Below are 12655 nucleotides of genomic sequence, written 5' to 3'. Positions count from 1 at the left end.
CCGTACAGGAGTTGAGCCCCATGTCCTCCGAGCTGCCGAAGTCGACCGGCGCCCCCGCCCACCAGAACGTCACCTTCCCCAGTGCCGGGGGCACCGCCCACGGCTATCTCGCGCTGCCGCCGTCCGGGAGCGGACCGGGCGTCATCGTCATCCAGGAGTGGTGGGGCCTGACCGACCACATCGCCGACGTGGCCGACCGGCTCGCCCAGGAGGGCTTCGTCGCGTTCGCCCCCGACCTCTACGGCGGGAACGTGGCGCACGAGAGCGACGAGGCCCTCCGCATGATGTTGGCCCTCCCGGTCGCCCGCGGTGTCGAACTGCTCTCCGGCGCGGTCGACCACCTGCTGTCCCTGCCCGAGGTCACCTCGGACACGGTCGGCGCGGTCGGCTTCTGCATGGGCGGCGGCTTCGTCCTGTACCTCGCCGCGGCCGACCCGCGCGTGAGCGCCGCGGTGCCGTTCTACGGCGTGATCCAGGGCGAACTCCCCGACTTCTCCGGCCTGAAGGCACACATCCAGGGCCACTACGGCGAGTTGGACGAGAGCATCCCGGTGGCGGGCCTCGAAGCCCTGAGCAAACACATCCAGGAGCAGTCCGGCATCACCCCGGACCTGCGCCTCTACCCGGCGAACCACGCCTTCTTCAACGACGGCCGGCCGGTCTACGACGCCGACTCCGCCACCCGCGCCTGGGCGAGCACGGTCCCGTTCCTGCACGAGCAGCTGGGCTGACGCCCCGACATCCCCGACACCCTCGGGCCAAGGTCCTACGACCCTGGCCCGAGGTGTCGCGCGGGCAGCGCCGGTAGCGTCCCGGGCATGACGATCACCGTGCCGCCCCGCGGCCCCGAAGAGCGCAGGCGTGACGTACTGGCCAGGCTGGAGCGGGAGTCGGACATCTGGGTGGCCTCGGCGGACGCCGACGGGCGGCCGTGTCTGGTGCCACTGTGGTTCGTCTGGGACGGGCAGGCCGTGTGGCTGTCCACCCGGGCCACGAACCCCACGGGCCGCAATCTCACCGACGGGCGGCGAACCCGGCTCGCCTTCGCGGACACCCGGGACGTCGTCCTCATCGACGGCGAGGCGACGGCCTTCACCGCGCAGGACGTCCCGGCCGCCGCGGCCGAGTCCTTCCACGCGAAGTACGGCTGGGATCCCCGCGAGGACCGCGCGCCCTACTCCTTCTTCCGGGTCCGGCCGCTCGCCGTCCAGGCGTGGCACGAGCAACGCGAGCTGTCCCAGCGCCATCTGATGCGGGACGGAACCTGGGTGGCGTGAGCCCTGCCCCCGCTCAACCGGCCTTGCGGTGCAGCTCGTTGAGCCGGGCCAGTTCGTCCTCCGTGAGCCGGATCGCGCCCGTGGCCACGTTCTCGGTGAGGTGGTCGGGGTTGCCCGTGCCCGGGATGGCGAGGACGTGCGGCCCCTGCGCGAGGGACCAGGCGAGGCGGATCTGGGCGGGGCTGACGTCATGGGCGTCCGCGATGGCCAGCACCTCGTCGTCGTGGGCGGTGGTGGCGCCCTGCGCCCCGGCCCCGCCCGCGATGGCGAAGAACGGGACGAAGGCGATGCCCTGTTCCCCGCAGATCCGCAGCATCTCGTCGGTGTCGGGACTGGACGAGTCGAGCCCGAACCGGTTCTGCACACTCACCACCGGCGCGATCGCCTGCGCCTCGGCCAGGTGCCGCGGCTCGACGTCGGAGATCGCGAGGTGCCGGACCAGTCCCTCGTCGCGGAGTTCGGCGAGGGCGCCGAAGTGCTCGGCGATCGAGTCCTGACGCATCCGGCGCAGGTACACCACGTCCAGGTGGTCGCGCCCCAACTGCCGCAGGTTCTCCTCGACATGGCCGCGCAGATCGTCGGGACGGGCCGAAGTACCCCACTCCCCGGAGTAGTTGCGGAAGGGACCGACCTTCGTGGCGATCACCAGGTCGTCCGCGTAGGGCGCGAGCGCGGAGTTGATGAGTTCGTTCGCGGACCGCAGGGACGAGAAGTAGAAGGCGGCCGTGTCGATGTGGTTCACACCCAGTTCGATCGCCCTGCGCAGCACGGCGATCGACCGGTCGCGGTCGCTCGGGGTCCCGAGGTTGAAGGCTGCGCTGCCCGTCAGCCGCATCGCGCCGAAGCCGATGCGGTTGACGGGCAGGTCGCCGAGTTGCCAGGCGCCCGCGGCGGCCGCGGTGATCTTCTCAGAGGTCATCAGCGGAGTTTCGCACACGCCCGCCGAAGGGCCGACCGCACTTCACGGATACGTGTAGCCGTTCAGGGAGTTGACCGCGGAGGCCGGGTTGCCGAGGTCATAGCGGTCCACCGCAAGGAAGTTGGGCTTCTTCCGGGCGGCCGGCTGGCAGAACCGCTGGGCCCGGTCGAGGACCTTGGTGTTGTCGGTCTGCGCCGTCCCGGCGATGGTGGCATCACGGAAGTGGTTCATGACGAACAGCGGGCGGAACCCCGAATACGTCTGCGTCAGCGGGACGTTGAGGTCGCTGCCGTACCAGCGGCTGTAGCAGGACCAGTCGGAGGAGCTCGCGCCGGAGCCCATGGACCAGTAGTTCTCGACGGTCCAGTCGCGCTGGTACATCACACCGAAGCTGTCCCGGGTCAGTCCCGCGGACTCGTCGGAGGCGCGGCTGTGGTCGGTGAAGATCAGCAGCCGGTGGTTGGCGGCGATCAGGTCGGCCATCTTCGGCCAGCCGTTCTGCCGTACGCCGGTCTGGTCGGGGCGGTACAGCACGTCGTACAGGCCGTTGACGCGGGCGAGTTCGCTGCGCAGCACACCCGGGTCGACGTAGTCCTCCAGGAAGACGGTGACGAACTGGTCGGGGTGCGCCTTGAGGAAGTCGACCATGCGCTGGAGGTCGACGTTCAGGGCGACCGGGCTGCTGACCAGGGTGCAGCTGTCGTGGCAGAGGATCGCGCCGTCGGAGGTCTGGTGGATGTCCAGCATGAACCCCCTTACGCCGTCGGAGAGTTGCTGGTTGATGCCGCGGGACTGGTTCGGGAAGAAGTTCACGAACGGCGGGGCGAAACCGCCGTCGACCCCGTTGGCGTAGGCGTTGTGCGCGGTGAGGAACGTGACCTGGTCCAGGGTGCGTTGGTCCTGGGCGGGCATCGGGTTGGTGGGCGAGGTGATCGGCGTGAGGTACCAGGAGGCGAGGCCGCCCGAGGAGCCGATGGCCAGCTGGGCCGGGTAGTTGGCGCCGGAGGGCTTGGCGCCGACGGTCAAGTAGCTTTCCGCGCCGGGGACTTTGAGCGTGTACTGGTCGCCGCCGGTCGGGGTGATCTGCCAGGCCGCGTCGGCGCTCGTGCAGGCGACGGTCCTCGCCTGGCCGCCCGAGCGGCCCAGACAGCTGCCGGCCGTGTCGGTGCTCTCCAGGACGTACGACGATCCGCTCGTCCGGAGGCTCCACTGCTGGTGGTCCTCGTTGCCCTTGGGGTTGTGCTGCTCCACCGCTCCCCCCTTGTCGGCCGTGTTGAGCCCGGTCGTGGCGCTCTGGACGTAGTAGGTGCCCGGAGCGGGGACCGCGTCGGCGGCTCCGGCCGGTGGAGCGACGATCGCCGCCGACAGCGCGGCGGCGACGGCGAGCAGGGCGTGGGGGGTTCGCATGGGTGCCCTTCGGTTCGAGTGTGGTCAGGCTCATGACACCGAAAAGGTGATCGGCCACACCCAAGCGCCTGTGGTCTGAACCGGTCAAGAGCCTTGAACGGTCCGAGGAGTGAACGAGGAAGGGCGAGTGCCGCTCAGTCCGCCTTCCTCAACTCCCGCCAGGCCAGGTGGTGATCGAGGAGGGTCTCCCCCAACGGCCGGTAGTCGATGCCCAGTTCCCTCACTCCGCGCCGGTTGTCGACCGTGAACCTGATCCCGAGGTGCTTGCGGATGTAGTCCTGGGTGAGCCCGAACGCCGGGCCCAGGACCCGCACCGGCCAGTGCGGCAGGCCGTGTCGGGGCAGCCGGTAGTCGCGCGGGAGGTGTTGCCGCAGGGCGCGTGACATGTCGAGGAAGGACGCCATCCGGGCGGCCGCGACGATGTAACGGCCGTGCGCGTCGGGGTTCTCCGCCGCCGCGATGTGCGCGCCCGCGACGTCCCGCACGTCGGCGACGGTGAAGCTGAAGTCGGGTGCCCCGTAGAAGAAGTAGCCCTTGAACAGCTCGTCGAGGAGGAACAGGCTCCCGGAGTCGGAGGCCGGGGTGAGTGAAGGGCCAAGGATCAGGCCGGGGTTGACCGCGACCATGCGCCAGCGGTTCTGCGCCTGTTGCGCGTCCCAGGCGGCGCGTTCGGCGACCGTCTTGGCGTAGTGGTAGGGGTTGTTCTCGACCGTGCTGGTGGTGTTGAAGTAGTCCTCGGAGAGGGTCTCGTCCTTCATCGCCAGTACGTCGACGTAGTCGCCGAAGATCGCGCCGACCGTGGAGGTGAACACCAACTTCCCGACGGTGGGCGTGCGTTCGATGCCGGCGAGGACGTTCCGGGTGCCGGTGAGCGCCGGTTCGACGACGTCCTTCCGGCCGTCCTTGATCTTCTCCGGCATCAGGAACGGCGAGGCCACGTGGAACACGACCCGGCAGCCGTCCATCGCCGCGTCGAAGGAACCCGCCGCCAGCAGATCGGCCTCGAACAGCTCCAGCGCGCCCGGGAATCGCTCCCCCATGGCCCGCAGCGGCGCGACCTTCGCCTCGTTGCCGAGGGACCGCACGGTGGTGTGCACCCGGTAGCCGCGCTCCAGCAACTGCCGGACCAGATGGCTGCCGACGAATCCGCTCCCGCCGGTCACCAACACCGTCTCGCCGCCGACACTCATCCCTGGCTCCGATCACCGTGGCATCCAGCGCGCACGCTACAACGGTGATCGGTCCCGGGTCAGCGCTTCGGTCGCTACGACGCTCAACTCCCGGTCCCGGTATAGGCGGCCGTGGTCCGGTCGGCCGCCTCGCGGGCCGCCGACTCTTCCTCGCCGCTCGCCACGTTCGCCGCGAACCACGCCTCACTGCTCGCCGTGACGAAACGGCGGCCCTCCTCGGACGCCAGCCAGGCCATGGCGTCCTCGGGCTTCACGGGTGCCGTGCCCGACAGGTTGCCGTCGAGCCCCAGCAGGATCGAGTCCCAGCCGACGCCCACCGCGCCGGGCCCGAACTCGGCCCACTTCGTGTCGTCGACGTGGGCGATGTGCTCCAACTCGAAGCGTGTTCCGTCACCCTCGGGCGTCAACCGCAGCTCGATCCAGCTGACTTCGCCGCCGAACTCCCAGGTCGCGAAGAAGCTGTTGGGCGGGTCGCAGCGCTCGACGGTGCCGCCCGCGTTGCCCTGCAACTGGTACTTCCCGCCCAGCCGCAGTTCGCCGGTGACCGGCAGGAACCAGCGGGGGATGCGCTCGGGGTTGGTGCAGGCGTCCCAGACGTCCTCGACCGGCGAGTCGTAGGACTGGCCGATGGTGATCACGCGGGCCTCGCCGGCCTTGAAGTCGCGTCGGCCGACCGTGCGGCTCACGGAGTTGATCTGGTGGGTGACGTCGATCATGGGGTGCTCCTCGACTCGTCGGGGCTGTCGTCGTCGGCCTCGCGGAGCCGGCGTTCACGCTTGCCCCGGGCCAACTCGGTTGCCAGGGCGTCCAGGTGAGGCGTCCAGTAGCGGCGGAACCGGTCGAGCCAGGCGTCGATGTCCCGCAGCGGCTCGGAGTTGACCGCGTAGAGGCGCCGGGTGCCGTCCGGCCGTACCGTCGCGAAACCGTTCTCCCGCAGCACCTTCAGATGCTGGGAGACCGCGGGCTGCGTTATCCCGAACTCCCGCCGGACGGCGTCACTGACCGTGCCGGCGGGCTGCTCGCCCTCGGCGAGCAGCTCCAGGATGCGACGGCGCACGGGGTCTCCGAGCACATCAAAGGCGTGCATGCGGCAAAAATATCACCGGTCGCTTATATAAGCGACCAGTGATAGATGAGCGGGCCGGTCAGACGAGCGGCTTCTCCAGCAGGGCCTTGCGGTGGCTGAACGTCTCGATGGAGTAGCGGCCGTGGTAGTTGCCCATGCCGCTCTCGCCGACACCGCCGAAGGGCAGGTCGGAGACGGTGAGGTGGGCGAGCGGGAGACCGTAGCCGACGGCGCCCGAGGAGGTCTCGGCGGCGATCCGGGCGCGGGTGTCGTCGGAGTCCGTGAAGACGTACAGGGCGAGGGGCTTGTCGCGGTCGGTGATGAACGCGATCGCCGCGTCGAGGTCGGGGACGGTGACGATCGGCAGGATCGGGCCGAAGATCTCCTCGGCCATGACCGGCGCCTCCGGGTCCACGTCGGCGAGGACGGTCGGTGCGATGTACTTGTCACCGCGGTCGCTGCGTCCACCGACCACCACACGGCCGGAGTCGAGCAGTCCGGCGAGCCGGTCGAAGTGGCGCTCGTTGACGATCCGGCCGTACTCGCCGGAGGTCTGCGGGTCGGCGCCGTAGACCTTCTCGACCGCGCTCACCAGCAGGGGTTCGAGCGCGGCGGCGGTCTCCGGGTCGGTCAGGACGTAGTCGGGGGCGACGCAGGTCTGGCCGGCGTTGAGGAACTTGCCGCGCGCCAACCGGTCGGCGACGACGGCGAGATCGGCGTCGCGGTCGACGAACGCCGGGGATTTGCCGCCGAGTTCGAGGGCGACCGGGGTCAAGTGCTCGGCGGCGGCGCGCAGGACGATGCGGCCGACGGCGCCGTTGCCGGTGTAGAAGATGTGGTCGAAGTGCTCGGCGAGCAGGGCCGTGGTCTCCGGGATGCCGCCTTCCACGACGGCGACCGCGTCGGTGTCGAGGTAGGCGGGAATCAGCCGGGCGACGGCGGCGGAGGTGGCCGGGGCCATCTCGCTGGGCTTGAGGACCACCGCGTCACCGGAGGCGAGCGCGCCGACGACCGGGGTCAGCAGGAGCTGCACCGGATAGTTCCAGGGGGCGATCACCAGGACGACGCCGAGCGGGTCGTACTGCGTCCAGGCGGTCGCGTCCGTGCCGAGGTGGGCCGGTACGGGAGCGGACTCGGGGCGCAGCCACTCCTCAAGGTGGTCGAGAGTGTGGTCGATCTCGCGGACCGTGAAACCGATCTCGGTGCGCTGGGCCTCGGCGGCGCTCTTGCCGAGGTCGGCGTGGAGGGCGGCGGCGAGGTCGTCGCCGTGCTCGGTGAGCAGGTCGCGCAGGCGGCGCAGCTGGGCGGTACGCCACTCGACGGGCTTGGTGCGGCCGGTGCGGAAGGTGGCGCGCAGCCGGGCGACGATATCGGCGGGCTGCTCGGGGCTGGACTGGTTCACGATGCCTCGCTGCTGGTGCGTGGGGGTTCTGGACGGTCAGGTGTATATAGCAACCATTGATGCGCCGGGAAAAATTCCGGTGCGGCCATGGTCACCCGCCGTCTACCGGCTGTCACATGCGGACGAGTTCCCGGCGGCGGCGTTCCAGGTACCCACGCTCGGCCGCGCTCTCGGTCCGGGCGATGGCCGCCTCGTACGCCTCGACGGCCTCGGTGTCGCGGCCCAGCCGGCGCAGCAGATCGGCGCGCACGGCGTGCAGGACGTGGTACTCGCCGAGGTCCAGCGCGTCCACGAGGTCGAGGGCCTTGCGCGGACCGTCGACCTCGGCGACGGCGACGGCCCGGTTCAGGGCGACGACCGGGCTCGGGGCGACGGCCGTCAACTGGTCGTAGAGCTGGAGGATCTGTCCCCAGTCGGTCGCGTCCGCGGTCGGTGCGTCGCTGTGTACGGCGTTGATCGCGGCCTGGATCTGGTACGGCCCGGGGTTGTTGAGCCGCAGGCACCGCCGGACGAGTGACTGGCCGTCGGCGATCAGCTCGCCGTCCCACCGCTCGCGGTCCTGCTCGGGCAGCGGCACCAGCTCACCGTCCGCGCCCTCCCGCGCGGCCCGGCGCGACTCGATGAGCAGCATCAGCGCGAGCAGACCGGTGACCTCGGGCTCGTCCGGCATCAGCTCGGACAGGAGACAGCCGAGGCGCAGGGCTTCCGCGCACAGCTCGGGCGAGTCCGTGTAGCCCTCGTTGAAGATCAGGTAGACGACGGCGAGGACGCCCTTGAGCCGGTCGGGGAGGTCGGCGTCGCGGGGCACGCGGTACGGGATCCGCGCGTCGCGGATCTTGGCCTTGGCGCGGACGAGACGCTGGGCCATCGTCGCCTCCGGCACCAGGAAGGCGCGGGCGATCCGGGCGGTGGTGAGCCCGCCGAGCAGCCGCAGGGTGAGCGCGACCTGGGCCTGGGTGGCGAGCGCGGGGTGGCAGCAGGTGAAGATCAGACGGAGCCGGTCGTCGCGCACGGGTCCCTCCTCGGCGGGCGCGTCGGACGCGTACAGCAGAGCGGCCTCGCTGTGGCGGGCCTCCCTCGACGACTCGCGGCGCAGCCGGTCGATCGCGCGGTTGCGGGCGGTCGTGATGATCCACCCGGCCGGGCTCGGCGGCACACCGGCCTCCGGCCACTTCTGTACGGCCGTGGTGAAGGCGTCCTGGACCGCTTCCTCGGCGAGGTCGATGTCACCGAGGAAGCGCACCAGGACCGAGACCGCCCGCCCGTACTCGGCACGGAAGACGGCCTCGATGTCGGTGTCGAACGGCATCAGTCCTCGGCCGTGTTCATGAAGGGCCGCACCTCGACGGGCAGCGTGGTCGCCCAGGTCGCCCGCTTCCCCCACTCCAGCGCCGCGTCCAGGTCGGCCGCCTTGATCAGGCACAGCCCGCCCAGATACTCCTTGCCCTCGGCGTACGGCCCGTCGGTGATCAGCACGTCGCCGTCCTTGGGGCGCAGCACGGTCGCGGTCTCCGGCCCGTGCAGCCCCCCGGCGAAGACCCAGGCACCGGCGGCCTGCAGTTCGTCGTGGAAGATCTCCAGCTTGCGGACGATCTCCGCCATCGCCTCGGGCGAGGGCATCTGTCCGTCGGTCGGGGTGATCACGCTGAGCAGGTAGTGCGGCATGACGTCCTCCAGGGCGCAGGGATCCTCGAACCCTCTTGGGGTTCTCTCACCTCCTACACGAACACCGTGGTGCCGGATCGACACCTCGCCTCAGGACACCGGCAGGTTTTTCTCCGCGGGCTCTCCGTCGAGCGCCGCCGTGAGCCGGGCGAGCAGGCGTACGAGGTCGCCCTGGTCGTCGATCGCGTCGAGGAGCCGGGTCTGGTCGGTGAGCAGGCGGTCCGCGGCGCGTTGGTGGAGGGAACGGCCGCGGGGGGTGAGGTGGAGCAGGACGCGGCGGCGGTCGGAGTGGTCGGGGCGGCGGTGGACGAGGTTGTCGGCGACCATCCGGTCGACCAGTTTGGTGAGGCTCGGGGCCGGCATCAATACCTGGTCGGCGATCTCGGTCATCGGGTGGCCCTTGCCGTCGGCGATGACCGACAGGACGCGCCACTGCTCGACCGAGCAGTTCTCCTCGGCCAGGACGGCGGTCATGCGCAGGCCCAGTCGCCGCTCGGCGTGACTCAGCAGGTGGGCGAGGCCCGGCGACGGTACGGACGACATTGCCGCTGTCCTTCCGGTAGGTCTACTGTGCGGTTCAGATTACGAGCCTCTGCGAGGGCGCCGGGGCCGGGACCGGTTTCCGTGCCCGCACGCCCTCACGGAGGTGGTCTGGTGCATCCCCTGCCACCCGGGCGGATCAGCGGCCCGGTCAGGACTCTGGTCGTGGCACTGGTCGTACCCCTGCAAGGCCCGGCGGGCGTCTTCGGCCCGTCCTGCGAACTCGCCGCACAGCTCGCCGTGGAGGAACTCAACGCCACCGATGGGGTGTTGGGCCGCGAGGTCCGGCTGATCGTGGTGGACGGCGGCGCGCCGGCGGAGCAAGTCGCCGCCGAGGTCGAGATGTTGGTGTCGATACGCGCGGTCGACGCGGTGGTCGGCTGGCACACCTCGGCGGTCCGCAAGGCGCTGGTGCCGCGCATCGCGGGCCGGGTGCCGTACGTCTACACCGCGCAGTACGAGGGCGGCGAGCGCACGCCGGGCGTCTTCCTGACCGGTGAGACCGACGCGGCCCAACTCCGGCCCGCCATGCGGTTGTTGGCGGAGGAGACCGGCGTACGACGCTGGTGCACGGTGGGCAACGACTACGTGTGGCCGAGGGTGACCGCCCGGGCCGCGCGCCGCTACGCCCGGGAGTGCGGCGGCCGGGTGCGCGACGAGGTGTTCGTGCCGCTGGGGACGTACGAGTTCGGGCCGGTGCTGCGGCGGATCGAGCGGTGCGAGGCGGACGCCGTCCTGATGCTGCTGGTCGGCGACGACGCGGCGCGCTTCAACCGGGCGTTCGCCGCAGGCGGGTTGCATCAGCGGTGTCTGCGGCTGAGCACGCACATGGACGAGAACATCCTGCTGTCCACCGGCGCGGAGGCGACCGAGGGGCTGTGGGCGGCGGCCGGTTACTTCGAGACCCTGGCGACCGCCGAAAGCCTTGATTTCAGCGGGCGTTACGCGGCCCGGTTCGGCATGGACGCACCCGTCGTGGGCAGCCTCGGCGAGTCGTGTTTCGAAGGCGTACGTCTGCTCTCCGCACTGGCCGAGCAGGCGCGGTCGCTCGATGTGGGCGCCATGTGCGCGGTGGGCGGCACCGTCTCGTACGAGGGCCCGCGAGGCGTACTGCGTCTGCACGGCAATCACCTCCGCCAACGGCTGTACCTGGCGCGGGCGGACGTCTTCGACTTCGACATCGTCGCCCAGCTCTGACCTTCCCACCTGCTCCGACCGAGAGTACCTTGCCCCAGAAATAGTTCCCACAGGAAGTATCGATTAAATCTACGCGCGTCGCCAAAAGAATTTTGAAATCCCTTCCATTTAAAGCAGGTGAAACGGTCGGGAAACAATTCGGCGTGACTCTTCCGTCCAACTCCCCCGGGCCGTCCGGGAGATGACCCACACCCGTGGAAGAGGGAAGTGTCGTGACGGAGATCGTCGACAAAGAGGCGCCGGCAACGGCTGCCGGACGGACCTACAACGACTGGGCGAAGAACGACACGCTGGAGGACTACTCGCTGCGCTACGCGCCGAAGTCCTTCCGCCGCTGGACGCCGTACGTGGTGGCCACCACCGCTCTCGGCGGTATCGCGTACCTCGCCGACTTCGCCATCGGCGGTTCCATCGCGATCTCGAACGGCTTCTCCAGCGCCATGGTGGCGATCCTGGCGGCGGCGGTGACGATCTTCCTCACCGGTATCCCGATCTCGTACTACTCCGCCAAGTACTCCATCGACATGGACCTGTTGACCCGGGGCGCCGGCTTCGGCTACCTCGGCTCGACCCTCACGTCGGTCATCTACGCCAGCTTCACCTTCATCTTCTTCGCCCTAGAGGGCTCGATCATGGCGCAGGCGCTGGACCTGGGCCTCCACATCCCGCTGGCCGTCGGCTACTTGATCTGCTCGCTGATCATCCTGCCGCTGGTGATCTACGGCATGACCGCGCTCTCCAAGATGCAGGTGTGGACGCAGCCGGTGTGGCTGGTGCTGATGGTCGCGCCGTTCGTGTCCATCGCGATCCAAGAGCCCGGCAAGTTCTCGCAGTTCACGCACTTCGCGGGCAACTCCCCCACCGGTTCCAGCATCAGCATGCTCGGCGTCGGCGCGGGCGCCGGTGTGGCACTGTCCCTCATCGCGCAGATCGGTGAGCAGGTCGACTACCTGCGCTTCATGCCCGACAAGACCCCCGAGAACGCCAAGAAGTGGTGGGGCGCGGTGCTCTCGGCGGGCCCGGGCTGGGTCGTCCTCGGCGCGGCGAAGCAGATGGGCGGCGCGTTCCTCGCCTTCTACATCGCGGGCAGCGTGGGCCTGGCCAAGGCCAACGAGCCCATCCAGCAGTACGTGCACGGCTTCAAGACCTTCGCCGCCCCGGTCGCCCTGGGCCTCGCCACGTTCTTCGTGATCCTCTCCCAGGTGAAGATCAACTCGACGAACGCGTACTCCGGTTCGCTGTCCTGGTCGAACTTCTTCTCCCGCCTGACACACCGTCACCCGGGCCGTGTGGTCTACATCTTCCTCAACGTCGGCATCGCGCTGGCGCTGATGGAGGGCGGAGTCTTCGGCTTCCTCAACACAGTGCTCGGCTTCTACTCCAACGTGGCGATCGCCTGGATCGGCGCGGTCGTCGCCGACCTCGTCATCAACAAGCCGCTCAAACTCAGCCCGTCCTACATCGAGTTCAAGCGCGCCCACCTGTACAACTTCAACCCGGTCGGCTTCGGCTCGATGCTCATCGCGTCGGCGGTCTCCATCGCCGCGTACTTCGACGCGTTCGGTGACTACGCCAAGGCCTACTCGCCCTTCATCGCCCTGTTCCTGGCAATGGTCCTCTCGCCGCTGTTCGCGTACCTCACCAAGGGCAAGTACTACATCGCCCGTCTCGACGACCTGGCGGAGCCGCTGCTCGACGCGGACGGACTCCCCTCGGCCGTCATCCTCAACTGCACTGTCTGCACCACGGACTTCGAGCGCCCCGACGTGGCGAACTGCCCCTTCCACTCCGGCCCGATCTGCTCCCTGTGCTGCAGCCTGGAGAAGGACTGCCACGACTCCTGCAAGAGTGCCCCCGGCGCCACGGGCCCGGTCGACCTGGTAATGCCCGCGGTCCGCTCGGCGGACTGACCCCCGCGTTCCCGGCGCTGCGGCCCGTGTCCCACGCGACACGGGCCGGAGCGTCGCGCGTGGCCGCCCCGCCCGATCGGCA

Annotated in this window: 13 protein-coding genes; 4 read left to right on the top strand and 9 right to left on the bottom strand. The window is 69.7% G+C overall.

The genetic code is table 11. The features are described from left to right. Window positions 1–20: 20 nt before the first annotated feature. Both OG226_RS45700 and OG226_RS45695 read left to right on the top strand, forming a co-directional pair. Window positions 21–731, top strand: coding sequence for a dienelactone hydrolase family protein (locus OG226_RS45700; protein ID WP_328685407.1), 711 nt, complete (start codon window positions 21–23; stop codon window positions 729–731). An 87-nt stretch (window positions 732–818) separates the two neighbouring features. After that, a complete protein-coding gene (locus OG226_RS45695) occupies window positions 819–1277 on the top strand; it encodes a pyridoxamine 5'-phosphate oxidase family protein (protein ID WP_328685406.1) in 459 nt (152 codons plus the stop codon). 13 nt (window positions 1278–1290) lie between these two features. On the opposite strand, the gene OG226_RS45690 is transcribed toward OG226_RS45695, so the two are convergent. The 9 genes from OG226_RS45690 to OG226_RS45650 form a co-directional block, all read right to left on the bottom strand. Next, the gene (locus OG226_RS45690) at window positions 1291–2196 is read right to left on the bottom strand and encodes an aldo/keto reductase (protein ID WP_328685405.1); all 906 of its coding nucleotides are present in this window, start codon (window positions 2194–2196) and stop codon (window positions 1291–1293) included. 42 nt (window positions 2197–2238) lie between these two features. Further along, complete coding sequence (locus OG226_RS45685; protein ID WP_328685404.1) at window positions 2239–3603, bottom strand: RICIN domain-containing protein; 1365 nt, start codon at window positions 3601–3603, stop codon at window positions 2239–2241. 134 nt (window positions 3604–3737) lie between these two features. Continuing rightward, on the bottom strand, window positions 3738–4793 hold the full coding sequence (locus OG226_RS45680) for an NAD-dependent epimerase/dehydratase family protein (RefSeq protein WP_328685403.1): 1056 nt from the start codon (window positions 4791–4793) through the stop codon (window positions 3738–3740). A gap of 83 nt (window positions 4794–4876) precedes the next feature. Next, window positions 4877–5509 (bottom strand): SRPBCC family protein, encoded by a 633-nt coding sequence (locus OG226_RS45675; protein WP_328685402.1) that lies wholly within the window; start codon window positions 5507–5509, stop codon window positions 4877–4879. Continuing rightward, on the bottom strand, window positions 5506–5880 hold the full coding sequence (locus OG226_RS45670; protein ID WP_019057149.1) for an ArsR/SmtB family transcription factor: 375 nt from the start codon (window positions 5878–5880) through the stop codon (window positions 5506–5508). Before OG226_RS45670 ends, OG226_RS45675 begins: the two co-directional genes overlap by 4 nt. 58 nt (window positions 5881–5938) lie before the next feature. Beyond that, window positions 5939–7261: an aldehyde dehydrogenase family protein gene (locus OG226_RS45665; RefSeq protein ID WP_329352435.1), complete on the bottom strand. Its 1323-nt coding sequence runs from the start codon at window positions 7259–7261 to the stop codon at window positions 5939–5941. A gap of 112 nt (window positions 7262–7373) precedes the next feature. Beyond that, entirely contained in the window at window positions 7374–8570 is a 1197-nt protein-coding gene (locus tag OG226_RS45660) for an RNA polymerase sigma factor (protein ID WP_328685400.1), read from the bottom strand. Next, a complete protein-coding gene (locus tag OG226_RS45655) occupies window positions 8570–8926 on the bottom strand; it encodes a YciI family protein (protein ID WP_328685399.1) in 357 nt (118 codons plus the stop codon). Before OG226_RS45655 ends, OG226_RS45660 begins: the two co-directional genes overlap by 1 nt. Window positions 8927–9016: 90 nt before the next feature. Further along, window positions 9017–9469, bottom strand: coding sequence for a MarR family winged helix-turn-helix transcriptional regulator (locus OG226_RS45650; protein ID WP_328685398.1), 453 nt, complete (start codon window positions 9467–9469; stop codon window positions 9017–9019). 111 nt (window positions 9470–9580) lie between these two features. Between OG226_RS45650 and OG226_RS45645 the strand changes: the two genes are divergently transcribed. Together OG226_RS45645 and OG226_RS45640 are read left to right on the top strand one after the other, a co-directional pair. Next, complete coding sequence (locus tag OG226_RS45645; RefSeq protein WP_328685397.1) at window positions 9581–10663, top strand: substrate-binding domain-containing protein; 1083 nt, start codon at window positions 9581–9583, stop codon at window positions 10661–10663. Between the two features lie 212 nt (window positions 10664–10875). Beyond that, window positions 10876–12573, top strand: coding sequence for a purine-cytosine permease family protein (locus OG226_RS45640; protein WP_328685396.1), 1698 nt, complete (start codon window positions 10876–10878; stop codon window positions 12571–12573). Window positions 12574–12655: the final 82 nt, after the last annotated feature.

The sequence above is a fragment of the Streptomyces sp. NBC_01261 genome, from assembly GCF_036226385.1.
Lineage (GTDB): Bacteria > Actinomycetota > Actinomycetes > Streptomycetales > Streptomycetaceae > Streptomyces.
This window is presented reverse-complemented; position numbering and strand designations above follow the sequence as displayed.

Coding starts and splice junctions, on each gene's coding strand:
- OG226_RS45655 (WP_328685399.1), bottom strand. CDS start 8,926: ATGCCGCACTACCTGCTCAGCGTGATCACCCCGACCGACGGACAGATG.
- OG226_RS45695 (WP_328685406.1), top strand. CDS start 819: ATGACGATCACCGTGCCGCCCCGCGGCCCCGAAGAGCGCAGGCGTGAC.
- OG226_RS45660 (WP_328685400.1), bottom strand. CDS start 8,570: ATGCCGTTCGACACCGACATCGAGGCCGTCTTCCGTGCCGAGTACGGG.
- OG226_RS45675 (WP_328685402.1), bottom strand. CDS start 5,509: ATGATCGACGTCACCCACCAGATCAACTCCGTGAGCCGCACGGTCGGC.
- OG226_RS45685 (WP_328685404.1), bottom strand. CDS start 3,603: ATGCGAACCCCCCACGCCCTGCTCGCCGTCGCCGCCGCGCTGTCGGCG.
- OG226_RS45650 (WP_328685398.1), bottom strand. CDS start 9,469: ATGTCGTCCGTACCGTCGCCGGGCCTCGCCCACCTGCTGAGTCACGCC.
- OG226_RS45700 (WP_328685407.1), top strand. CDS start 21: ATGTCCTCCGAGCTGCCGAAGTCGACCGGCGCCCCCGCCCACCAGAAC.
- OG226_RS45680 (WP_328685403.1), bottom strand. CDS start 4,793: ATGAGTGTCGGCGGCGAGACGGTGTTGGTGACCGGCGGGAGCGGATTC.
- OG226_RS45670 (WP_019057149.1), bottom strand. CDS start 5,880: ATGCACGCCTTTGATGTGCTCGGAGACCCCGTGCGCCGTCGCATCCTG.
- OG226_RS45690 (WP_328685405.1), bottom strand. CDS start 2,196: ATGACCTCTGAGAAGATCACCGCGGCCGCCGCGGGCGCCTGGCAACTC.